This is a genomic window from Mesorhizobium sp. M1342, from assembly GCF_040317955.1.
GTDB lineage: Bacteria > Pseudomonadota > Alphaproteobacteria > Rhizobiales > Rhizobiaceae > Mesorhizobium.
This window is the reverse complement of sequence record NZ_JAMYLI010000006.1, coordinates 224,664-246,597: the sequence shown is the minus strand read 5'-3', so window position 1 is coordinate 246,597 and position 21,934 is coordinate 224,664. Positions and strand designations below refer to the sequence as shown.

Here is a 21,934-nt window from a genome sequence, read left to right as displayed (position 1 = left end):
AAGCCGTGCGTCGGGCATGCTATGATTCGGCGGTTCGAGCTGTGGTGGGTGGGGGTTCATGAAGGCATCAAGGCCATCGTCGCTGGGCAGAATGCCGCTTCTTGCGGCCGCGCTTGGCCTGCTTGCCCTGGTCGGCTTCGCCACGCAGCCGGCGGCGGCCGAGGAACGGGCAAAAGACCTGTTCGGCGCCAAGAAACTGCCGGCCGCCACCGCGGCGCAGTCGATCGGATTCTATTCCAAGGGCTGTTTTGCCGGCGGCGTCGCCATTCCCTTGGACGGTCCGACCTGGCAGGTGATGCGGCCGTCGCGCAACCGCCGCTGGGGCCATCCGGCGATGATCGCGGTAGTCGAGAAATTGTCGCGCGACGCAGCGGCCGATGGTTGGCCAGGCCTGCTGATCGGCGACATTTCGCAGCCGCGCGGCGGCCCGATGCTGACAGGACATGCCTCGCACCAGATCGGGCTCGACGCCGACATCTGGCTGACGCCGATGCCCAGCCGCCCGCTGTCGATGGCGCAGCGCGAATCGATGAGCGCCACCTTGATGGTCGATGAGAAGACCCATCTGGTGAAGGACGCGCTGTGGACGCCAGCGCACACAAGGCTTTTGAAGCGCGCGGCAAGCTACAGCCAGGTCGAGCGCATCCTGGTCAATCCGGGCATCAAGAAAAAGCTCTGCGATACCGTCAAGGGCGACCGCTTCTGGCTGCGTAAGGTCAGGCCGTTCTGGGGCCACGACTATCATTTCCACATGCGCATCGGCTGTCAGCCCGGATCGCCCGGCTGCAAGGCGCAGGAAGCGACGCCGGACGATGACGGTTGCGGCAAGCCGCTGGCCTGGTGGTTCACGCAGGAGCCCTGGCGCCCCAACAAGAACCCCGATGCGCCCAAGGCCCGCGACCTGATGACGATGGCGAACCTGCCGAGCGAATGCCGCGCCGTGCTCGACGCGCCGGGGCCGTCGTCGGCCGAGGCGGCTACCTACCATGGCGGCGGCGTGCCGGTCGCGGCCGCGGCGCCCGAATCCGAAGCGCCGTCATTGCCCGCCACCCCGGCCGCCGCCGGCCTGCCAAGCACGGGGAACGCTTTCACGGCGACTCCCGAGATCGGCGTGCCGCTGCCGAGACCGCGACCGCCTGGAAACTGACGATCACGGCTTATAGCTTACAGCTTATAGGCAGGCTCAATCGGTTCAACGCCTCATTTTTGCGAAACCGTGGCGGTTTGGCCGCAGAGCCGGCCTCAGCGCGCCGCCGGGGTCGAAAACCGTTTCCCTTTTCAAACCCATGCGCTAGTCAACGGAAGAACGGCCAGATGCCGTCGGGGGCGCCGGAGACGGACGAGAGCATGCCACGCACAGGCGACGACGACACTTTGCTGCGGTTTCCGATCCTGATCGGCGACATCGGCGGCACCAATGCGCGCTTTTCGATCGTGCTCGACGCCAATTCCGAGGCAGGCGAGCCGACCATCGTCCAGACGGCGAACTACAACACCATCGACGAGGCGATCCAGGCGGCCGTGCTCGACCGCTCGTCGGTGCGTCCCAATTCGGCGGTGCTGGCGGTGGCTGGCCCGGTCGACGGCGACGAGATCGAGCTGACCAACTGCCCCTGGATCGTCAAGCCGAGGAAAATGTTCGCCAGCCTCGGCCTGAGCGACATCGTCGTGCTCAACGATTTCGAGGCGCAGGCGCTGGCCGTCGTCGCGCTCGGCGAGGAGCACATGGAAAAGATCGGCGGCGGCACGCCGGAGCCCAATGCCGGGCGCGTCGTGCTCGGTCCGGGAACCGGGCTCGGCGTCGCCGGGCTGGTCCATGCGCTGCACCACTGGATACCGGTCCCCGGCGAGGGCGGCCATATGGACATCGGCCCGCGCACACCGCGCGATTTCGAGGTTTTTCCGCATATCGAGAAGCTCGAAGGCCGCGTTTCGGGCGAGCAGATCCTGTGCGGGCGCGGTCTGGTCAATGTCTACCGGGCGGTGGCCAAGGCGGACGGCAAGGCGTCGCCCTTCACGACGCCGGCGGAGATCACTGCCGCGGCACTTGCGAAAACCGATCCGGTTGCCGAGGAAGCGCTGGAGATCTTCGTCACCTGCCTTGGGCGCACCGCAGGCGACCTTGCTCTGGTATTCATGAGCCGCGGCGGCGTGTTCCTCACCGGTGGCATCGCGCAGAAGATCGTGCCGGCGCTGAAAGCCGGCAATTTCCGCGCCGCTTTCGAGGACAAGGCGCCGCACAGCGCGATGATGCGCACCATGCCGGTCTACGTCATCACCCACCCGCTGGCCGCACTTCTGGGCCTTGCCGCCTATGCCAGGAACCCCTCGCTGTTCGGCGTCCAGACCGAGGGCCGGCGCTGGCAGGCCTGAAAGCCAGCGAAGCGCTCGCGCCCCCGCGACGAAGTTAATCAGGTGCGGGCATAGGCAATCAGGCCGCAGGGCGTTAAGAGGGGTGCCGAATTTGCAGCCCCGGTCCCACGAGGCGGAAAACCACAAAGCGCTCCCGATTTGACACTTCAAGCTCCAAACAAACAAAAAGCCCGGCCCGGCGAGGTCACAGCGGTGCTCCGCCGCATCCTCGCTGAAAACGGCAACGAGTATCGCTGGACCTATGTCGTCGCCGTCTCTTGCCTGTTGATCGTTTCCGGCACCACTGCCTTCACGGCGTGGATCATGGCCCCGATGATCAACCAGATCTTCTACGAACGACGCGGCGATATGCTCTGGTTGATCTGTGCCGGTTTCATGGGAGCCTCCCTGCTGCGCGGCTTCGCCGGTTACGGCCAAGCAGTCGCGTTGGCCAGTATCGGCAACAATCTGGTCGCGCGCTACCAGAAGCGCAGCTTCGACCATCTGATGAAGCTCGGCGTCAACTTCTTCAACGATACGCGTTCCGGTCGGCTGGCGGCACAGGTCAGCGAGAATGTCGGCGGCGTTCGCGATCTGCTGTCGCTGACACTGACCTCCATCAGCCGCGACGCGGTCACGCTGATCGCTCTCGTCGGCGTGATGATCTATCAGGATCCGGTGTTGTCGCTCAGCTCGCTGCTGATCGGCCCTCCACTGATCTGGGCCGTCGTCTATATCACCCGCCGACTGCGGCGTATCAACCGGGAATCCGTCCTGATCAATTCGCGGCTGAACGGGTCCGTGCAGGAAGCCACGCAAGGCATCGCCATCGTCAAGGCCTTCACCTTGGAGGCCGAGCTGGCGCGCCGCATCGGCATCATGGCGGACACGGCCGAGCAGCGTAACAACAAGATCGCCCGCGTCTCGGAGCGGCTGTCGCCGATTTCCGAGATTCTGGGCGGTCTCGCCATCACCTCCGTGCTTGCCTATTCCGGCTACCGGGCGCTGTATCTTGGGCAGCCGCCGGGCGCGGTTTTCTCCTTCATCACCGCACTGATCATGGCTTACGATCCGGCAAGACGCCTGGCGCGCACACAGGTGGGCATGGAACGTGCCCTGGTCAACGCGCGCATGATCTACGAGTTGCTCGACCTGGAGCCAAAACAGGGCGACGCACCCGATGCCGTCGAGGCGAGGATCACCACCGGCGAGGTGCGTTTCGACAATGTGACGTTCGGCTACAGCGCCGACATGCCGGTGCTTAGGGACCTGAGCTTTACCGCCGCGGCCGGCAAGGTGACGGCGATCGTCGGTGCGTCGGGCGCCGGCAAATCGACGCTGGTGGCGCTCTTGCAGCGCTTCTACGACGTCGACCGGGGCAGCATCGAGGTCGATGGCCAGGACATCTCGAAGGTAACCAAGCATTCGCTGCGGCAGTCGATCGCCTATGTGGCGCAGGCGCCATATCTGTTCGAGGGCACGATCCGCGACAACATCCGCTACGGCCGTCTGTCGGCCACGGACGCCGAGATCGAGCAGGCGGCGAAACAGGCGGCAGCCGACGAGTTCATCCGCCAGCAGCCGCAAGGTTACGACACGCCGGTCGGGGAAGGCGGCTCGACTCTTTCCGGCGGCCAGCGCCAGCGCGTCTCGATCGCCCGCGCGATCGTGCGCCAGGCACCGATCCTGCTGCTCGACGAGGCGACATCGGCGCTCGACAACGAGGCGGAGGCGCGCGTCCAGGAAGCGCTGACCCAAGTCATGCAAGGCCGCACGACCATCGTCATAGCGCATAGGCTATCGACGGTGGTCAATGCCGACCACATCATCGTGCTGGAAGAGGGCCGGTTGGTCGAGGAAGGCACCCATGCGACGCTGATGGCCGACCCGGACAGCATCTATTCCCGCTTCCACCGCATCCAGGGCAAGAAGGGGCTGGGGCTTGTCGATGACAGCAAGCCGATCCAAACTCCGGTCCGGGCCACGCGTGCGAAGAAGACTGCTGTGAGGAGCACATGAGCGAAGCAAGCGATATGGGCCTTGTGGTGGTGGGCGCTGCCGGCCGCATGGGCCAGACGCTGATCCGTGCCATCCACTCTATATCAGGCGCTCGAGTTATCGGCGCGGTCGAGCGGGCGGATTCGCCGCATCTGGGCAAGGATGCAGGCGAACTCGCCGGCATTGGCCGCATCGATGTGGCGATCAGCGGCGATCCGCTGCCGGTCTTCGCCAAAGCCGATGGCGTGCTCGATTTCACCACCCCTGCTTCGACAGTGGAATTCGCCGGCTACGCGGCGCAGGCGCGCATCGTCCATGTCATCGGCACGACGGGCTGTTCAGCCGACGATAACGCGAAAATAGCGGCGGCGGCGCGCCACGCGATGATCGTCAAGTCGGGCAATATGAGCCTCGGTGTCAATCTTCTGGCGGTGCTGGTCGAACAGGCCGCGCGCGCGCTCGACGCCGACGATTTCGACGTCGAGATCCTCGAAATGCACCACAAGCACAAGGTCGATGCGCCGTCGGGCACGGCACTGCTGCTCGGCGAGGCCGCTGCTGCCGGGCGCGGCATTGCGCTTGCCGGCAATGATGTGCGCGTCCGCGACGGCCACACCGGGGTGCGCAAGACGGGCTCGATCGGCTTCGCCACGCTGCGCGGCGGCTCGGTGGTCGGCGATCACAGCGTGCTGCTGGCCGGCACCGGCGAGCGCATCACGCTGGCCCACCATGCCGAGGACCGCGCCATCTTCGCCCGCGGCGCCGTCAAGGCAGCGCTTTGGGCGCGCGGCAAGAAGCCCGGACTGTATTCGATGCGGGACGTGCTCGGCCTCAGCTGAGCGGCCAATCTGCCAACTTGCCCAACCTGAAGGGAGCAAACATGTCGAGAACCCTCGTGCTCGTGCGCCACGGCCAGAGCGAATGGAATTTGAAGAACCTGTTCACCGGCTGGCGCGACGTCGACCTGACCGAGCAGGGCCATGCCGAGGCCAAGGCCGCCGGTGAGAGGCTCAAGGCGCGCGGCCTGAAATTCGACATCGCCTTCACCTCGGCGCTGATCCGGGCGCAAAAGACCTGTCAGCACATCCTCGACGCCGTCGGTCAAAGCGACCTGAAGACCATCCGCGACCAGGCGCTGAACGAGCGCGACTATGGCGATCTCTCCGGCCTCAACAAGGACGATGCCCGCAAGAAATGGGGCGAGGAGCAGGTGCATGTCTGGCGCCGCTCCTACGACGTGCCGCCGCCCGCCGGCGAAAGCCTGAAGGACACCGGCGCCCGGGTCTGGCCCTATTACCTGCACGATCTGCAGCCGCATGTGCTGCGCGGCGGCACCGTGCTGGTCGCCGCGCACGGCAACTCGCTGCGCGCGCTGATCATGGCGCTCGACGGCAAGTCGGGCGAGGAGATCGTCAAGCTGGAACTCGGCACCGGCGTGCCGGTCATCTACCAGCTCAACGCCGATTCCACCGTCGCGTCCAAGGAAGTGCTGGACGACTGAGCCGGCGAACGGAGCAACCGCGAAAAAAGCGCGTTGACACACATCGCTTGCCCGCTTACATGAGCCCGCACCAGCCCAGATGGCGGAATTGGTAGACGCGCACGGTTCAGGTCCGTGTTCCGCAAGGAGTGGAGGTTCGAGTCCTCTTCTGGGCACCAAATTCCGGTTTCGAACCCTTCGACGGTTCAGAAACTTAAAGAAAAAGCCCGGTTCGTCCGGGCTTTTTCTTTGTGCGGCTCAAGGTCACTCTAAAACGGCCGTTTCAGCGAGGCCAGCGCCTACGCCGTGCAGCAAAGACTTGTTGCACTGCACCATATTTTTGGCTATGTGCAGATATCCAAGATGGACCCGGTGCAATTCCGGGTGGCTCTTCCGGCCGCCGATCCGCCGGACAACAACAAAACCAGATCTGCGCTGACTATGATGGGCTGCGGTCCGTCGCGGTCTGGAAATGATTGACCGGAATTCCATGCTCACATTCAAAACCTACCGCGACGAGTGGCGCGGCAACCTGCGCGGCGACGTGCTCGCGGGCATTGTTGTCGCCCTGGCGCTGATACCAGAAGCCATCGGGTTTTCTGTCATTGCCGGCGTTGACCCCAAGATTGGGCTCTACGCTTCTTTCTCCATCGCCATGATTATCTCCATCACCGGCGGCCGGCCGGCGATGATTTCAGCAGCCACCGCGGCGACAGCCGTGCTCATGGTCACACTGGTGCGCGACCATGGTCTGCAATACCTGCTCGCGGCAACCATTCTGGCCGGCGTGGTCCAGGTCGCGGCCGGCTTCGCCAGGCTGGGTTATGTGATGCGGTTCGTGTCGCGCTCGGTGATGACCGGATTTGTCAACGCGCTTGCGATTCTGATCTTCATGGCCCAACTGCCGGAACTGGTCGGCATGCCGTGGCAAACCTATGCGATGATCAGTCTCGGCCTTGCCATCATCTATCTGTTTCCCCGCATCACGAAGGCGGTGCCCTCGCCTCTGGTGTGCATCATCGTGCTCACCACCCTATCGCTGCTGCTTCACATCGACGTGCGGACGGTGGGCGACCTCGGCGAACTGCCGTCGAGCTTGCCGACCTTCCTGCTGCCAGACGTGCCTTTCACGCTGGAAACGCTGTGGATCATTTTGCCTTATTCACTAGGCGTGGCCGCGGTTGGCCTGCTCGAAAGCCTGCTGACGGCGTCCATTGTCGACCAGATGACCGACACAAAAAGCGACAAGAACCGTGAATGTGTTGGCCAGGGTATCGCCAACTTCGTAACCGGGTTCCTGGGCGGCATGGCCGGTTGCGCCATGATCGGCCAGTCGGTTATCAACGTCAAATCTGGTGGACGCACGCGGCTTTCCACATTTGTGGCCGGGGCGTTCCTGTTGTTCATGCTCATGTCGCTCGGCGACTGGCTGCGCGTCATTCCCATGCCGGCCCTGGTCGCCATCATGATCATGGTATCGATCGGCACGTTCAGCTGGTCTTCTCTGAACGATCTCAGGAAGCACCCCCGTCGTTCAAGCATCGTCATGCTGGCGACAGTGATCACCGTGGTCGGGACCCACAATCTCGCGCTTGGTGTCGGGGTGGGCGTGCTGCTCTCGGGCATCTTCTTCGCTTGGAAGGTGTCGCAGATTTTCCGCGTCACCTCGACCCTCAGTGGCGACGGCGCGGAGCGCCATTACCTTATCGAGGGCCAGTTATTCTTCGCTTCAGCGGAGGACTTTCTGAACGCGTTCGATTTCAAGGAGCGCCTCCAGCGCGCCGTCATCGACGTCACTCACGCTCATATCTGGGACCTCACTGGCGTCGGCGCAGTCGACACCGCCGTTCTCAAGTTCCGCCGCGAGGGCGTCGAGGTGGAGGTGGTAGGTCTCAACGAGGCCAGCGTCACCATCATGGACAAACTTGCCATGCACAATGAGCCGGGTGCTTTGGAACGAGTCTTCAGCCACTGACGAAGGCCTTCCGACTGAGGTTCTTCGGCTGGTGTCTCGGTTTGGATCCTCGCCCGAGATGACGATGGCGTGGTGTCTACCAGCCAGACCTCCCCTCCTGGTCAGGGCTCCAACAAACCGCTTCAAACTCCGCGCCCGCTTCGCTACGCTCAACCATGGCTCAATCCACCACCCAGATCTTCGGTGCCCGCCGCGACCAGGCGTTCCCCACGCTGGCCGAGGTGGACATCGACCGCATGCGCCGGTTCGGCGAGGCCAGCGCCTATGCGGCCGGCGAGAACATCGTCACGGCGGGCGATGTAGCGCCCGGTCTGATCGTCGTGCTGTCGGGCAGCGTGGATATCACCCAGGATGGCGGGCTCGGCAGGCGCGAGACGATCGTCACCCACGGTCCAGGCAGCTTTGTCGGCGAACTGGCGCAGCTTTCGGCCCGTCCCTCGCTGGTCAATGCGCAGGCCGCCGAACCGGTGGAGGCGTTCGTCATCGCCTCGCAGCGGCTGCGCGACCTGATGGTGCAGGAGGCGAATCTCGGCGAGCGCATCATGCGGGCGCTGATCCTGCGCCGCGTCGGGCTTTTGGAGAGCGCCACCAGCGGGCCGATCATCATCGGACCCCAGGACAATGCCGACGTGTTGCGGCTGCAGGGTTTCCTCGCCCGCAGCGGCCAACCGCACCGCGTGCTCGATTCAGACAGCGATCCCTGCGCCAAAACCCTGGTAGAACGCTTCGAGGTCGATCCGCACCACCTGCCGATCGTGCTCTGTCCAAACGGCAGGCTGCTGATGAACCCCGGTGAAAAGGACCTCGCCCGCTGCATCGGCCTGCTGCGGCCGATCGATGCCGATACGGTGTATGACGTGGCCATCGTCGGCGCCGGCCCGGCAGGGCTGGCGGCGGCGGTCTATGCGGCATCCGAAGGCCTGTCGACGATCGTGCTCGATTGCCGTGCCTTCGGCGGACAGGCCGGCGCCTCCTCGCGCATCGAGAATTATCTCGGTTTCCCCACGGGCATTTCGGGCATGGCGCTGATGGCGCGCGCCTACAACCAGGCGCAGAAATTCGGCGTCGAAATGGTCATCCCGGACGAGGCGAAGCTTTTGAGCACTGCCACCGACGCGTCAGGCGCCCGCTATTTGCTCGATGTCGGTGATGGCGAGACCGTGCGCGCGCGCAGCGTGGTGATCGCCAGCGGCGCGCGCTATCGCCGCCTCGACATCGCCAATCTGGCGCGGTTCGAGGGAACGTCCGTGCATTATTGGGCGTCGCCCATCGAAGGCCGGCTTTGCGCGGGCCAGGAAGTGGCGCTGGTCGGCGCCGGCAATTCGGCCGGACAGGCGGCCGTCTATCTGGCCAGTCATGCGCGGAAAGTGGCGCTGCTGGCGCGCGGCGGCAGCCTCGATGCCAGCATGTCGCGCTATCTGGTCGAGCGCATCCGGGCGCAGCCGAACATCGAGGTGCTGACCGGGACCGAAATCGAGGCTCTGGAGGGCGAAGAGGGCAATCTTGCAACAGTGCGCTGGCGCAACCGCGCCAACGGCGCGGAAACCACGCGCTCGATCCGCCATCTCTTCCTCTTTATCGGCGCCGATCCGAACACCGATTGGCTGGCGAACTGCGATGTGGCGCTGGACGCCAGAGGTTTCGTGCGCACCGGCTCGGACATAGGATCGGCGCAGATGGAGACCAGCCGCAGCGGCGTGTTCGCCATAGGCGACGTCCGCGCCGGCTCGGTCAAACGTGTCGCGGCGGCTGTCGGCGAAGGCGCCCAGGTGGTCGCGGCATTGCATGCATATCTCGCGCGCGGCAACGCCGATACACCTCGAATGGCAGGAGAGCATCATGGATGAATGCAGACATACGCGCGACATCAGGAAGGTGACGCCGAGCGCGCTCGGCTGCGAGGAATGCCTGCAGAGTGGGTCGCAATGGGTGCATCTGCGGCTCTGCCGCACCTGCGGCCATGTCGGCTGCTGCGACGACTCGCCCAACCGCCACGCCACCAAGCATTTCCACGCCACCAAGCATCCGATCATCGAGGGCTACGATCCACCCGAAGGCTGGGCATGGTGCTATGTCGACGAGGTTTTTATCGAGCTTGGCGACGATGTGACCCCGCAGAACGGCCCGATCCCGCGCTTTGTTTGAGCGACGGCAGATGGCGAAGGAATCCCGAGAAAGCGCGATCCATCCGGGCTTTCTTGGCGGCCGCCCCCCCGCAGAACGGCTTGGCAGTCAGTCGGCGAAATACAGATATCCCAGCCACCCGGCCAGCACGATCGAGGCAGCCCAGATACAAACAATGATCACCGCCGCGTAGCGGCTCACCGGCCTGTCGGCGGCCAGCGCGGCGGTCTTTCTGTGTTCCGCCATCACCTCGGGCGGTATCATCCTGACCACGGCAAGGACGCCCAAAGGGACAAGGATGACGTCGTCGAGATAGCCGATCACCGGAATGAAATCGGGGATCAGGTCGATTGGCGACAAGGCATAGCTTGCAACACACACGGCAAGCGCCTTGGCATACCAAGGCGTTCGGGGATCGCGAGCGGCGAGGTAGAGCGCATGCACATCGCGCTTGATCGTTCGGGCCCACTCATTCAGTGCCATCGGATGATTTTAACGCCAAATGAAAACCGCCGATAGCGCACGCCTCCGAGAGTGTCTCGAAGAACCCGATGACCGCTGGTTTACCGCACGGAGCCGGTGACGGTCGGGTCGATCATGCTGGGAACGGACTTGCGTTCGTTTCCGGCAAGCGCCGCTATGATCAGCAGGCTGGCAACCACCGGGACAAACAGGATGGCGACGCGAGCTTGCACGTAAAAGATGGCGCGCCATTCATTGCGCTTGTCGGAGCTGTTGCTCATCATACTCACTTTGTCGGTCCCCCACGCGGTGACATAGCCGCGAACGGTTAAACAACTCCTTCCGACTTCGTTAACCCAGCGGAATTGAGGCGAAATTCCCAAGCGATGCCCCAGATGGCGATGCCAGGCTTCAGTTCAGCCCGATAAGCCTGGCGCCCTGCCGGAACAGCGCCACGGCATCCGGCTCGAAGCGGAAGGTGCCGATGAAATCGTCGGCGCAATAGTCCGGCCTTGTCTTGCGAATGGCGGCGGCGAAGCCGCGCGCCTCGTCGAGCCGTCCGGCCAGCGCCAGGCAGTGCGCGGCGATCGCCAGTATGATGGCGTGGGCGTTGGGCCGCGCCGCCGCCTTCAGTGCCCATTCGGCCGCTTCCTCGCGCCATGGCGCGTGCGCCCAGCATGCCGAACAGCAGCGGGTCGAACGGGCTGAGATGGCGCGAATGGTCGGAAGAGCCGATCGCCGCTTGCGGGTCGCCCGACTGCGAATGCACGAAGGACAACGCGTAGTGGCCGAGCGCGAAGTTGGGGCTGAGATCGACAGCCCGCTCGAGTTCGAGCAGCGAACCGTCCTGCTCGCCGCGCAGCCACAGCGCCCGGCCCATCGCCCAATGCGCGGCCGGATTGTGGTCGTCGACCAGCAGGCTGTGCCCGGCGCTCTCGAAGGCCAGCGCGCTTTCGCGGTCGCGGTCGCCCCAGCGCTGGAAGGCGTTCTGCCAGTGAGTGAAGGACAGGCCGGCATAGGCGCGGGCAAAGGTCGGGTCGAGCTGCAGGGCCTGGGCAAAGAAATGCCGCGCCTGCTCGTTTTCGGCCTGGGTGAAGCGGTACATGTGCCAGAGGCCGCGATGATAGGCCTCCCAGGCGTTGAGCGAGCTGGGCGCCTTCAGCATGGCGCGGTTGCGCTCGACCGTTTCGATCTCGGCCGAGATCGAGGAGACGATGCTGTTGCCGATGTCGTCAAGCACGGAAAAGATGTCATCGGGCCTGCGCTCGAAGGTCTCGGCCCAGACGATCCTGGCGCTGCGCACCTCGATCAGTTCGACGCTGACGATGAGGCGGCCGGACGGGCTGCGCACCGTGCCGGTGGCGACATAGTCGACATTCAGCCGGCGGCCGGCATCCTCGGGCGCGATGTTCTTCTCGGCCAGCGCAAACACCGATCCGCGCGCAATGACGAAGAAGTCCCTGAGCTTGGCGAGACGGGTGATGATGTCGTGGGTGAAACCGTCGGCCAATCCGCCGCGCGTGCCGCCGACCTCCTCGACAAACGGCATCACCGCCAGCGAAGCATGGCTGGGCTCGACCGGGCCGGGTGCGGTCGGCGTGGCCACCAATGGCGATAGTGTGGACAGGCAGGCCGTCCGAAGCGAGATGCCCGACTGTCGGTCACGGATCGCCCGCCAGGCCGCGCGAAGCGGTGCGAAATCCAGTTCTTCCGATTCGAACAACTGTTCTGCCGCCGCCAGATGCTCTTCAGCCGCGCCGATCTCGCCGCGTCCGGCCAGACCTGCCAAAAGTGCCGCATGTGCACGCCGGTCGAACGGCGCCAGTTCCACCCATGTGTCGAGATGGGCGATCGCCTCGTCGCTGTCTGCCGCCAGGCTGCCGACGAGTTGCTCCAGCACGGCGACGTGGCACGAGTGGAAGCGGCGGCGCTGCGCGGTCAGCCAGCTGTTGAAATGCGGGCTGCGCTCGAGCTCCAGCCCATCGAGGAAATCGCCGGCAAACAGTCTGGCCAGCGCCCGCAAGCGCTCGACATCAAGGGTGCCGAGCCCTTGCGTGGCGGCCTGGCTCACCTCCAGCGCATCGACCAGGCAATCGCTCAGATCGAGTGCGACCGTGTCGCCCTGTGTCGCGACCCGGTGTCGGCCCACCGCGTCGAGCGTGCTCCGCAGCTTGCTCAGGCACCAGCGCAGTTCGCCCCTTGGGTCGTTCGGCACATCCCACAACAACTCGCACAGGCGACTGCGGCCGACCGGATGCGGTGCCAGCGCCAGATAGGCGAGCAGCGCGCGCAGCTTGCGTGACGCGGGCAGGGTAACCGGAGCGCCGTCGTGGAAGATCATCAAAGGCCCGAGCAGGCGCACGGAAAGGACCGGCATCTCGACGTCCAGCCTCGATCGAGTGGATTCCACGTGCGTTTCCACGCCTGCTCCCACGCTGGCCTGTCGGCCTCTCCTGTATCACCAAACACGACACGGCGCATCCGGCAGCGGATTTCAGCGCCGGATACAGCCATTGCCGCTGTGCGGCATGTCAGTCCTAGCGCGGCAAGGTCACCAAACCTCGCCGCCCAACCCGCTGGCTTGTAACCGGCCCGTGAAGACAAAACACGATGACAATCAGGGAGACCAAGATGTTGCAGCAGCAGAAGATCAGAACCACGGCCGGGCGCGGCCGCCTGTTCGACAGCATTCTCGACACCGTCGGCGACACGCCGGTGGTTCGCATCAACAATCTCGGACCGGCCCACGCGACGATCTACGTCAAGGCCGAGTATTTCAATCCCGGCGCTTCGGTGAAGGACCGGCTGGCGCTCAACATCATCGAGGAGGGCGAGCGCAGCGGTGCGCTGAAGCCGGGCCAGACGGTGGTCGAGGCGACCAGCGGCAACACCGGCATCGGCCTCGCCATGGTCTGCGCGCAGAAGGGTTATCCGCTGGTCGTCACCATGGCCGACAGTTTTTCGGTCGAGCGCCGCAAGCTGATGCGCATGCTGGGCGCCAGGGTGGTGCTGACGCCGCGCGCTGAAAAAGGTTTCGGCATGTACAAGAAGGCGGTGGAACTGGCCGAGGCCAATGGCTGGTTTCTCGCCCGCCAGTTCGAGACGGCCGCCAACGCCGCCATCCACGAGGCGACGACGGCGCGCGAGATCGTCAATGATTTCGCCGGCTCGCGGCTCGATTGCTTCGTCACCGGCTATGGCACCGGCGGCACGGTGGTCGGCGTGGCGCGCGTGCTGCGCCGCGAGCGTCCGGAAACCCGTATCGTGCTGTCCGAGCCGGCCAACGCGCAGCTCATCGGCAGCGGCAAGGTGCAGCAGCGCGGCGCCGATGGTGCCCCGGCCGCCAGCCATCCAGCCTTTGAACCGCACCCGATCCAGGGCTGGACGCCGGATTTCATCCCCAACGTGCTGCAGGAGGCGATCGACACCAGCCTCTATGACGAGGTGATGCCGATCGCCGGACCCGAGGGCATCAAATGGGCCAGGGAATTGGCGCGGAAAGAGGGCATCTTCACCGGCATTTCCGGCGGCGCGACCTTCGCCGTGGCACGGCAGGTCGCGGAGAAGGCGCCGGCTGGCGCGGTGATCCTGTGCATGCTGCCCGACACCGGCGAGCGCTACATGTCGACACCGCTGTTCGACGGCATCGAGGCCGAGATGGATGCCGACGAGACTGCCCTGTCGCGCTCGACGCCCGGCTGTCAGTTTCCCGCGGCTTGACGGAGATCCGTCATGGACGCCGTGCAAGAAAACCCCGGCCTGGTGGCCGAGGAAACGCTCGATCCCCTGGACTGGGCCGATGTGCAGGCCCTGTCGCACCGGGTCATCGACGATGCGGTCGATTATCTCCGCGATGTGCGCGACCGCCCGGTCTGGCGGGAGATGCCGGCCGATGTGAGAAAGGCCTTCTCGGCGCCGCTGCCGCGCTCGCCGGCGCCGCTGGATGCTGTCTATGCCGAGGTGTCCCGCACGGTGATGTCCTATCCGATGGGCAATATCCATCCGCGCTTCTGGTCCTGGTATATGGGGTCGAGCAACTTCACCGGCGCGCTCGGCGATTTCCTGGCGGCTATCCAGGGCTCGAACCTCGGCGGCGGCAACCACGCCGCCGGGCTGATGGACAGCCAGGTGGTGAACTGGTGCAAGGAGATGCTGGGCTTTCCCGCTTCTGCCGGCGGCACGCTGGTCAGCGGCGGCTCGATGGCCAACATCATAGGGCTGACCGTGGCGCGCAACGTCAAGGCCGGCATCGACGTGCGTGAGCACGGTGTCGCCGCCATCGAAAAGCCGCTGCGCTTCTACGGCTCGGAGCAGATACACTCGTGCCACCGCAAGGCGATGGAGGCACTCGGCCTCGGCAACCGGGCACTGCGCCGCATCCCGACCGATGCCGGGCTGCGCATCGATATCGCTGCCTTGCGTGCGGCGATCACCGAAGACCGCGCGGCAGGGTTCAAGCCGGCCTGCGTCATCGGTACGGCCGGCACCGTCAACACCGGGGCGATCGACGATTTGCAGGCGCTTGCGAAGCTGGCACATGAGGAAGGCCTCTGGTTCCATGTCGACGGCTGCATCGGCGCGCTGATCGCCATTGCGCCTGAAAATGCCCATCGCGTCGCCGGCATCGAACGGGCGGATTCGGTCGCGCTCGATCCGCACAAATGGCTGCACGCGCCATTCGAGGTCGGCTGCGCCCTGGTCAGGGATGCCGCCGCGCATCGCGGGGCCTTCGCTGTGACGCCGGAATATCTGGAATCGATGCCGCGCGGCCTCGCTTCCGGCGAATGGTTGCACGACTACGGCCTGCAGACGTCGCGCGGTTTTCGCGCGCTGAAGGTGTGGATGGCACTGAAGGAGCACGGTGTCGAGAAATTCGGCCGCCTGATCGACCAGAACATTGCCCAGGCCGTCTATCTTGCCGGCCTCATCGAGGCCGCACCGCGGTTGCAGCTGGCGGCATCGCCGACCGTCAACATCGTCTGCTTCCGCTATCAGCCCGGTCTGACAGGCGAGGCTCTGAAGGCGCTCAACACGGAGATCATGCTGCGGCTGCAGGAACAGGGCATTGCGGCCCTTTCGGACACCACGGTGCATGGCGAGCACTGGTTGCGCGTGGCGATCACCAACCATCGCACACGGCGCGAGGATCTCGACCTTCTGGTGCATGAAACGGTGCGGCTGGGGCATGACATCGCAACGCAGGGTTCCGCGCCTTCCTAGTTACGGGCAGGCATGCGATTCTGCCGCGATGATTCGGGAGATCCAGGCCGTGACGCTGTTTCGTATGGTTGCACTGGCAGCGCTGGTCTTCACCGCCCCGGCGCAGGCCGCCGACATGGCCTTCTTCGTCAAGAACCTGCGCAAGGAATCTGTCGCGGTCGAGCTGTTCAGCCGCGACCGCGAAACAGTCTGGCCGGGCAACGACAAGGTGTTCCTGATCGAACCCGGGTCGCAGAAATCCGTGCCGCTGTCCTGCAATCAGGGCGAACACATCTGCTACGGCGCCTGGGTCGACGGCAACGACAGCATTTCGGCCGGCGTCGGGCCGGACAATGACCAGCCCTGCGACACTTGCTGCTTCATCTGCGTGGAACATTCCACCGAGACGATCGATCTGGTGCCGTAGAGCGCGGAAGTTTCCGTTGGACCCAAATTAAGTCAGGGATCGGCTCGTCCGGCCCACTTCCGCGTTTCAGCGCTGCATGCAATGGTCGCCCCGCGGCCGGGTGGGCCGCTTATTCGGGGGTTATCATGTTTCATGCCTATGCGCGCCGCATGCTGGCCGCGCTGTCCTTCGTCATGCTGGTTGCGTCGGCGGCGCATGCCGACGATGTCACCTTCGCCATCAAGAACAGCCATCCCAATGCCATGCGCGTCGAGCTCTACAGCCAGGATCGCGACTATGTCTGGCCGGGCGAGGACAAGGACTATTTCCTCGACGACGGCGAGACCAAGCAGCTGCCGATATCCTGCAACGCGGGCGAATCGATCTGCTACGGCGCCTGGGTCGATGGCGACGAGGGCACCTATTGGGGCGTCGGTCCCGGCAACACGGAAAAATGCGAGGATTGCTGCTACACCTGCAACGGCGGCGAGACCGAGGAGATCGAACTGGTCCCCTGACCGGTTTGCCAGCTTGACGGTCTTCGGACCGGAAGCCATAGCCTGTGCAAATACCCAGCGCGCGACGCCTCGACCTGTTCAGACGCGACGCGCTTCAGGCAAAAGGAGCTCAGCTATGGCCGGCATGGTCGAAAGCGACAAGATCGACGTCGGGTTTTCCGGCAAGCGCTGCATCCATTCGCGCAACTGCGTGCTCGGCGATCCGCACGTCTTCGTGCCCAACGCGCCGGGCCAATGGATCCATCCCGAGGCGGCCAGCGTCGAGAAGATCGTTGCCATCGCCGAAAGCTGCCCCTCGGGCGCCATCACCTATGTCCGGAAGGATGGCGGGCCGCAGGAGCAATCGCCGGTGGTCAACACGGTGCGGCTGCGGGAAAACGGCCCGCTGGCGGTACACGCCGAGATCGTGCTCGACGGCGAGACTTCTTATCGTGCCACGCTTTGCCGCTGCGGCGCTTCGGAAAACAAGCCGTTTTGCGACGGCAGCCACAACAAGTCCGGTTTTGCCGCCACCGGCGAGCCGCCGCTGAAGGACACGCCGGCGCTCGAAGCGAGGAATGGTCCGCTGAAAGTGACGCCGACCACCAATGGCCCGCTCAAGCTCGAGGGCAATCTCGAGATCGTCACCGGAACCGGCCATACGGTCGACCGTACCCAACGCGCCTTCCTCTGCCGCTGCGGCCATTCCGCCAACAAGCCGTTCTGCGATGGTACGCACAAGAAGGTGGGGTTTGTGGGGTAGCTGTTTTGGCCGGCGGGACAGCACCCCCTCTGTCCTGCCGGACATCTCCCCCGCAAGGGGGGAGATTGGCAGTTTCCGCCGGCGGCGCCCTTTTCGGCATTGAAGATGGCGAAAGCGGGGATGACATCCGATCTCCCCCCTTGCGGGGGAGATGCCTGGCAGGGCAGAGGGGGGTGCTGTCCCGCCGACCTCGCTTGTTCACCACCACCAACCTACCTACCGTGGCCCAGCGCTCGCGGCTTTATCGTCCGTTCCGTATCGGCTAAGGGCAGGGACAAATAAATTGCCACCCGGACCGCCGCCAAAAAGATGACAGCCAAGACCAAGCCAAAGCCGCTGTTCCTCGGGATCGACACCGGCGGCACCTATACCGACGCCGTGTTGTGGTCTGAGACGGAAGGCCCGCAAGAGGGGCCGAACAAAGGCAAGGTGCTGGCCAAGGCCAAGGCGCTGACCACCAGGCATGATCTTGCCGTGGGTATTTCCGGCGCCGTCGACGCGGTGCTGCAGAAAGCGGGAACCGATCCGGCTGATATCAAGCTGGTGTCGATGTCGACGACGCTTGCCACCAACGCGCTTGTCGAGGGCCAGGGCGGCCGCGTCGCGCTGGTGATGATCGGCTTTTCCGAGGGCGACCTCGCCCGCGACGGGCTGAAGGCCGCGCTCGGCACCGATCCGGTGGTTTTTTGTCCGGGCGGCCACGATGTGCACGGCAATGCCGCCAAGCTCGATCTGTCTGGACTGGAGGCGGCGTTGCCGGAACTCGGCGCCTCGGTGTCCGGCTTTGCCGTCTGCGCCTATTTTGCCACCCGCAATCCGGCGCATGAGATCGCCGCCCGCGAGTTGATCCGCGAAAAGACAGGCCTGCCGGTCACATCGAGCCACGAGCTGTCGGCCAAGCTCGGCGGCCCGCGCCGGGCACTCACCACTCTGCTCAACGCCAGGCTGATCTCAATGATCGACCGGCTGGTGGCGGCAACCGAAGGCTTTCTCCAGGCGCGCAACATTGCAGCCCCGCTGATGGTGGTGCGCGGCGACGGTGCGCTGGTTTCGGCAGCGTTTGCCCGCCAGCGGCCGATCGAGACCATCCTGTCCGGCCCGGCCGCCAGCCTGGTCGGCGCCCGCCACATGACCGGGCTCGACAATGCCATGGTGTCCGATATCGGCGGCACCACCACCGACGTCGCCGTGCTCGATGGCGGCCGTCCCAGGCTCGACCCGGAAGGCGCCACCGTCGGCGGCTTCCGCACCATGGTCGAGGCCGTCGCCATGCGCACCTTCGGCCTCGGCGGCGATTCCGAAGTGGCGCTGGAAGATGGCGCGCTCAACCCGAAGATCCTGCTCGGGCCGCGCCGCCTGGTGCCGTTGGCGCTGGCCGGCATGGCGCACGGTACAGCTGTCACCTCCGAACTCGAACGCCAGCTGCGGGCGCCCAATCCCGGCCGCATGGACGGCCGCTTCGCGGTGCGCACCGGCGTGCCGGACCGGCTCGCCGCCGGCCTGACCGGCGCCGAAGCCAGGCTCTACGAGCTGATCGGTGCCGTGCCGCTCGCCGTCGACAGGCTTTTGAGTTCCAACGCGCAGAACGCGACGCTGAACCGGCTGGTGTCGCGCGGGCTGGTGCATGTCGCCGGCTTCACCCCGTCGGACGCCGCCCATGTGCTGGGCAAGCAGGCGAACTGGGATCCCATCGCCGCGCGCCTCGGCGCCGAACTGTTCGCCCGCAAGCGTGACGGCCGTGGCCAGAACATCGCCGCTTCGCCGGAAGCGATTTCGGAACGGGTGCTGGTGACGCTGACGCGCTGGTCGGCCGAATATATCCTCGAGACCGCCTTTGCCGAGGATGGGCTCGATGGCGCGTCGACGGTGGCGCACGCCCTGGTGCAGCGCGCGGTCGACGCGCATCCCGGCATCGCCCGCCTGAGCGTTGCGCTCGACCGCCCGGTCATCGGCCTCGGCGCCTCGGCGCCGCTGCACTATGCCGGGCTGCCGCCGCTGATCGGCAATGACTGCGTGGTGCCCAGGAATACCGATGTCGCCAACGCGCTCGGCGCCGTCGTCGGCCAGGTCAGGGTATCGGCCGAGGCGCGGGTCAGCCAGCCCATGGAAGGGCTGTTTCGTCTCGCCTCGGGCGAGACCGTGCGCGATTTCCTCGACGAGGCGACGGCGATCGCGGCGGCCGAGGCCGATGTCCGCGCCATCGTCGCGGAGCGCGCCAGGGATGCCGGCACCGACAGCGCCGAGATCGACGTCGCCACCGAATTCCGGGTCTCGACCGTCGAAGCCCAGCGCATGTTCATCGAGGCGCATGTCGTGGCCGTGGCCTCGGGAAGGCCGCGCATTGCGGTTTGCGCGGGGCGGCGAAATACGCCACCTTCACCCTAAGCTGAATTGACCCGGCAAACCTGACATGCCAAAGGCCCGCAAAGCCTTTCATCTGGAGTAGCCTGATGACCGACCGCATCGAGATCGCCGGATTGCGGATTGCCCGCGAGCTGCATGAGTTCGTGGCCAGGGAAGCGCTGCCGGGCACGGAGATCGAAGCGGACGCCTTCTGGAACGGTTTTTCGGCCATCATCCATGATTTGGCGCCGAAGAACCGGGCGCTGCTGGCAGCGCGTGACGCCATCCAGGAACAGGTAGATGGCTGGTATCGCGATCACGGCGCGCCGGTCGACATGGAGGCCTACAAGGGCTTCCTGAAAGAGATCGGCTATATCGTTCTGGAGGGCCCGCCCTTCAGCGTGTCGACCGACAATGTCGACCCCGAAATCGCTGATGTTGCCGGACCGCAGCTGGTCGTGCCGGTGATGAATGCGCGCTATGCGCTCAACGCCGCCAATGCGCGCTGGGGTTCGCTCTACGATGCGCTCTACGGCACCGATGCCATCCCCGAAACGGATGGCGCCGAAAAGGGCAAAGCCTTCAATCCGGCGCGCGGCGCCAAGGTCGTTGCCTGGACGAAGACCTTCCTCGACGAGGCTGCCCCGCTCACCTCGGGCAAATGGGCCGGGGTCAACGGTCTGTCATTGGCGCAAGGCGCCCTGCGGCTAAGCGCCGGCGCCGGCTCGACGACGCTGGCCGACCCCAGGCAATTCGTCGGCTATCGTGGCGATGCCGCCAATCCCGATACCGTGCTGCTTGTGCGCAACGGCCTGCACATCGAGATCGTGATCGACCGCAACAACCAGATCGGCCGCACCGATCCGGCTGGCATCGCCGATGTCATCCTGGAATCGGCGCTGACCACCATCCAAGACTGCGAGGATTCGGTCGCGGCGGTGGATGCGCCAGACAAGGTCGTCGTCTACCGCAACTGGCTCGGCCTGATGAAGGGCGATCTGACGGAAGAGATCACCAAGGGCGGCAAGAGTTTTGTCCGCAAGCTCAATCCTGACCGCTCCTACACCGCGCCCGCCGGCGGCACGCTGACCGTGCCCGGCCGCTCGCTGATGCTGGTCAGGAATGTCGGCCACCTCATGACCAACCCGGCGATACTGGATCGCGACGGCAACGAGGTTCCGGAAGGCATCATGGATGCGGCGATGACGGCGCTGATCGCGCTGCACGATGTAGGGCCGAACGGCCGCCGCGCCAATTCCCGCGCCGGCTCGATGTATGTCGTGAAGCCCAAGATGCATGGGCCGGAGGAGGTCGCTTTCGCCGTCGAGATATTCGACCGCGTCGAGGCCCTGCTCGGTATGGCCAGGAATACCATCAAGATGGGCATCATGGACGAGGAGCGGCGCACCACCGTCAACCTCAAGGAGGCGATCCGCGCCGCAAAAGAGCGCGTCGTGTTCATCAACACCGGCTTCCTCGACCGCACCGGCGACGAGATACACACCTCGATGGAAGCCGGCCCGATGATCCGCAAGGGCGACATGAAGCAGGCCGCCTGGATTTCCGCTTACGAGGCGTGGAATGTCGACACCGGGCTGGAATGCGGCTTGGCCGGCCACGCCCAGATCGGTAAGGGCATGTGGGCGATGCCGGATTTGATGGCGGCGATGCTGGCCGAGAAGATCGCCCACCCCAAGGCCGGTGCCAACACCGCCTGGGTGCCGTCGCCGACGGCGGCGACGCTGCATGCCACGCACTATCACAAGGTCGATGTCCACGCCGTGCAGGCGGCGCTGAAGAACCGGCCGAAGGCCAGGCTCGACGACATCCTGTCGGTGCCCGTTGCGGTGCGGCCGAACTGGTCGCCCGAAGACATCCAGAAGGAACTCGACAACAACGCGCAGGGCATTCTTGGCTATGTCGTGCGCTGGATCGACCAGGGCGTCGGGTGCTCGAAAGTGCCTGACATCAACGATGTCGGCCTGATGGAAGACCGCGCCACGCTGCGTATTTCCTCACAGCACATCGCCAATTGGCTGCACCACGGCGTGTGCAGCGAGGACCAGGTGATGGCGACGATGAAGCGCATGGCTGACATCGTCGACCGCCAGAACGCGGGCGACCCACTCTACCAGCCCATGGCCGCCGATTTCACCAAGTCGATCGCCTTCCAGGCCGCTTGTGACCTGGTCTTCAAGGGCCGCGTCCAGCCCAACGGCTACACCGAGCCGGTGCTGCACGCGCGGCGGCTGGAACTGAAGGCGCAGCAAGCCTGAGGCAACGGATCGGTTTTGTCGTATTTCGCTCGACGGTGGTGAAATCGCCAGCGGCGTTG

17 protein-coding genes, 1 tRNA gene, 1 pseudogene and 1 other annotated feature are annotated in these 21,934 nt (G+C 65.1%); of the genes and pseudogenes, 16 read left to right on the top strand and 3 right to left on the bottom strand.

All coding sequences use genetic code 11. The features are described from left to right. Positions 1-91: 91 nt before the first annotated feature. The 9 genes from mepA (at position 92) to NKH06_RS08650 (ending at position 9,950) form a co-directional block, all read left to right on the top strand. The gene (gene mepA / locus NKH06_RS08690; RefSeq protein ID WP_502914436.1) at positions 92-1,147 is read left to right on the top strand and encodes a penicillin-insensitive murein endopeptidase; all 1,056 of its coding nucleotides are present in this window, start codon (positions 92-94) and stop codon (positions 1,145-1,147) included. Positions 1,148-1,347: 200 nt separating this feature from the next. After that, entirely contained in the window at positions 1,348-2,373 is a 1,026-nt protein-coding gene (locus NKH06_RS08685) for a glucokinase (protein ID WP_352628885.1), read from the top strand. 138 nt (positions 2,374-2,511) lie between these two features. Beyond that, positions 2,512-4,371 (top strand): ABC transporter ATP-binding protein, encoded by a 1,860-nt coding sequence (locus NKH06_RS08680; RefSeq protein WP_128305277.1) that lies wholly within the window; start codon positions 2,512-2,514, stop codon positions 4,369-4,371. Next, positions 4,368-5,189 (top strand): 4-hydroxy-tetrahydrodipicolinate reductase, encoded by an 822-nt coding sequence (gene dapB, locus NKH06_RS08675; RefSeq protein ID WP_128305276.1) that lies wholly within the window; start codon positions 4,368-4,370, stop codon positions 5,187-5,189. Before NKH06_RS08680 ends, dapB begins: the two co-directional genes overlap by 4 nt. A 41-nt stretch (positions 5,190-5,230) precedes the next feature. After that, positions 5,231-5,851 carry a 2,3-bisphosphoglycerate-dependent phosphoglycerate mutase gene (locus tag NKH06_RS08670; protein WP_128305275.1) on the top strand — a complete coding sequence of 207 codons (621 nt, stop codon included), beginning with the start codon at positions 5,231-5,233 and terminating at the stop codon, positions 5,849-5,851. Between the two features lie 73 nt (positions 5,852-5,924). Then, positions 5,925-6,009, top strand: a tRNA-Leu gene (locus tag NKH06_RS08665). A 183-nt stretch (positions 6,010-6,192) separates the two neighbouring features. Beyond that, positions 6,193-6,248 (top strand) — a sequence feature (sul1 is cis-regulatory element that is thought to sense ions involved in sulfur or methionine metabolism; They are found in Alphaproteobacteria). A 72-nt stretch (positions 6,249-6,320) separates the two neighbouring features. Further along, the gene (locus tag NKH06_RS08660) at positions 6,321-7,805 is read left to right on the top strand and encodes a SulP family inorganic anion transporter (RefSeq protein ID WP_128305274.1); all 1,485 of its coding nucleotides are present in this window, start codon (positions 6,321-6,323) and stop codon (positions 7,803-7,805) included. A 155-nt stretch (positions 7,806-7,960) separates the two neighbouring features. Further along, positions 7,961-9,652 carry an FAD-dependent oxidoreductase gene (locus NKH06_RS08655; RefSeq protein ID WP_352892732.1) on the top strand — a complete coding sequence of 564 codons (1,692 nt, stop codon included), beginning with the start codon at positions 7,961-7,963 and terminating at the stop codon, positions 9,650-9,652. Continuing rightward, positions 9,645-9,950 carry a UBP-type zinc finger domain-containing protein gene (locus NKH06_RS08650; RefSeq protein WP_023814177.1) on the top strand — a complete coding sequence of 102 codons (306 nt, stop codon included), beginning with the start codon at positions 9,645-9,647 and terminating at the stop codon, positions 9,948-9,950. Before NKH06_RS08655 ends, NKH06_RS08650 begins: the two co-directional genes overlap by 8 nt. Positions 9,951-10,037: 87 nt before the next feature. On the opposite strand, the gene NKH06_RS08645 is transcribed toward NKH06_RS08650, so the two are convergent. From NKH06_RS08645 to NKH06_RS08635, 3 genes and pseudogenes are all read right to left on the bottom strand, one after another. After that, a complete protein-coding gene (locus NKH06_RS08645) occupies positions 10,038-10,412 on the bottom strand; it encodes a YkvA family protein (protein WP_352720966.1) in 375 nt (124 codons plus the stop codon). Positions 10,413-10,492: 80 nt separating this feature from the next. After that, positions 10,493-10,675 (bottom strand): hypothetical protein, encoded by a 183-nt coding sequence (locus NKH06_RS08640; RefSeq protein WP_502896789.1) that lies wholly within the window; start codon positions 10,673-10,675, stop codon positions 10,493-10,495. A 127-nt stretch (positions 10,676-10,802) separates the two neighbouring features. Continuing rightward, positions 10,803-12,768 (bottom strand): annotated as a pseudogene (locus tag NKH06_RS08635) (BTAD domain-containing putative transcriptional regulator). Between the two features lie 254 nt (positions 12,769-13,022). Here NKH06_RS08635 and cysK point away from each other — a divergent pair. From cysK to NKH06_RS08600, 7 genes are all read left to right on the top strand, one after another. Continuing rightward, a complete protein-coding gene (gene cysK / locus NKH06_RS08630) occupies positions 13,023-14,111 on the top strand; it encodes a cysteine synthase A (protein WP_352892730.1) in 1,089 nt (362 codons plus the stop codon). A gap of 12 nt (positions 14,112-14,123) precedes the next feature. Next, the gene (locus NKH06_RS08625) at positions 14,124-15,611 is read left to right on the top strand and encodes a pyridoxal phosphate-dependent decarboxylase family protein (protein WP_352892728.1); all 1,488 of its coding nucleotides are present in this window, start codon (positions 14,124-14,126) and stop codon (positions 15,609-15,611) included. Between the two features lie 49 nt (positions 15,612-15,660). Next, positions 15,661-16,017 carry a hypothetical protein gene (locus NKH06_RS08620; protein ID WP_352892727.1) on the top strand — a complete coding sequence of 119 codons (357 nt, stop codon included), beginning with the start codon at positions 15,661-15,663 and terminating at the stop codon, positions 16,015-16,017. A gap of 125 nt (positions 16,018-16,142) precedes the next feature. Then, the gene (locus NKH06_RS08615) at positions 16,143-16,514 is read left to right on the top strand and encodes an RES family NAD+ phosphorylase (RefSeq protein ID WP_352797316.1); all 372 of its coding nucleotides are present in this window, start codon (positions 16,143-16,145) and stop codon (positions 16,512-16,514) included. A gap of 115 nt (positions 16,515-16,629) precedes the next feature. Further along, complete coding sequence (locus NKH06_RS08610) at positions 16,630-17,256, top strand: CDGSH iron-sulfur domain-containing protein (RefSeq protein WP_352673170.1); 627 nt, start codon at positions 16,630-16,632, stop codon at positions 17,254-17,256. A 309-nt stretch (positions 17,257-17,565) separates the two neighbouring features. Continuing rightward, positions 17,566-19,641, top strand: coding sequence for a hydantoinase/oxoprolinase N-terminal domain-containing protein (locus NKH06_RS08605; protein ID WP_352892725.1), 2,076 nt, complete (start codon positions 17,566-17,568; stop codon positions 19,639-19,641). 65 nt (positions 19,642-19,706) lie between these two features. Continuing rightward, a complete protein-coding gene (locus tag NKH06_RS08600) occupies positions 19,707-21,875 on the top strand; it encodes a malate synthase G (RefSeq protein WP_352797310.1) in 2,169 nt (722 codons plus the stop codon). Positions 21,876-21,934 lie beyond the last annotated feature (59 nt).

What these genes read in the sequence shown, in the direction of transcription:
- mepA (WP_502914436.1), top strand. Translation starts at nt 92, where the DNA reads ATGCCGCTTCTTGCGGCCGCGCTTGGCCTGCTTGCCCTGGTCGGCTTC.
- NKH06_RS08685 (WP_352628885.1), top strand. Translation starts at nt 1,348, where the DNA reads ATGCCACGCACAGGCGACGACGACACTTTGCTGCGGTTTCCGATCCTG.
- dapB (WP_128305276.1), top strand. Translation starts at nt 4,368, where the DNA reads ATGAGCGAAGCAAGCGATATGGGCCTTGTGGTGGTGGGCGCTGCCGGC.
- NKH06_RS08670 (WP_128305275.1), top strand. Translation starts at nt 5,231, where the DNA reads ATGTCGAGAACCCTCGTGCTCGTGCGCCACGGCCAGAGCGAATGGAAT.
- NKH06_RS08660 (WP_128305274.1), top strand. Translation starts at nt 6,321, where the DNA reads ATGCTCACATTCAAAACCTACCGCGACGAGTGGCGCGGCAACCTGCGC.
- NKH06_RS08655 (WP_352892732.1), top strand. Translation starts at nt 7,961, where the DNA reads ATGGCTCAATCCACCACCCAGATCTTCGGTGCCCGCCGCGACCAGGCG.
- NKH06_RS08650 (WP_023814177.1), top strand. Translation starts at nt 9,645, where the DNA reads ATGGATGAATGCAGACATACGCGCGACATCAGGAAGGTGACGCCGAGC.
- NKH06_RS08645 (WP_352720966.1), bottom strand. Translation starts at nt 10,412, where the DNA reads ATGGCACTGAATGAGTGGGCCCGAACGATCAAGCGCGATGTGCATGCG.
- NKH06_RS08640 (WP_502896789.1), bottom strand. Translation starts at nt 10,675, where the DNA reads ATGATGAGCAACAGCTCCGACAAGCGCAATGAATGGCGCGCCATCTTT.
- cysK (WP_352892730.1), top strand. Translation starts at nt 13,023, where the DNA reads ATGTTGCAGCAGCAGAAGATCAGAACCACGGCCGGGCGCGGCCGCCTG.
- NKH06_RS08625 (WP_352892728.1), top strand. Translation starts at nt 14,124, where the DNA reads ATGGACGCCGTGCAAGAAAACCCCGGCCTGGTGGCCGAGGAAACGCTC.
- NKH06_RS08615 (WP_352797316.1), top strand. Translation starts at nt 16,143, where the DNA reads ATGTTTCATGCCTATGCGCGCCGCATGCTGGCCGCGCTGTCCTTCGTC.
- NKH06_RS08610 (WP_352673170.1), top strand. Translation starts at nt 16,630, where the DNA reads ATGGCCGGCATGGTCGAAAGCGACAAGATCGACGTCGGGTTTTCCGGC.
- NKH06_RS08605 (WP_352892725.1), top strand. Translation starts at nt 17,566, where the DNA reads ATGACAGCCAAGACCAAGCCAAAGCCGCTGTTCCTCGGGATCGACACC.
- NKH06_RS08600 (WP_352797310.1), top strand. Translation starts at nt 19,707, where the DNA reads ATGACCGACCGCATCGAGATCGCCGGATTGCGGATTGCCCGCGAGCTG.